The 232-nt window shown below is 61.6% G+C and carries 1 protein-coding gene; it reads left to right on the top strand.

Annotation, left to right across the window (positions count from 1 at the left end):
• The coding region (locus AC0IXA_RS28230; protein ID WP_471815030.1) for a tRNA-dihydrouridine synthase at positions 1–232 on the top strand (232 nt) is incomplete at both ends.

Here is a 232-nt window from a genome sequence, read left to right as displayed (position 1 = left end):
TCGCGAGATCGATCATGTCCCGCGCACCGGCGAGAAATTGCCCGCGCCGGAACAGAGCGAAGTGGAACGCATTCTGCTGGAGCATCTGGCTGCCCTTCACGCCGTCTATGGCGACGTGATGGGCGTGCGCATTGCCCGCAAGCATGTGGGCTGGTATCTCGCAACCTTGCCGGGCGCCTGGGAGTTTCGCGCCCGTTTCAATCGTTTGGATGGTACGGAAACACAATGCGCC

The organism is Pseudomonas sp. AC083 (genome assembly GCF_979253165.1).
Note: the sequence above shows the minus strand (reverse complement) of the source record. Positions and strands in the feature narration are given on the sequence as shown.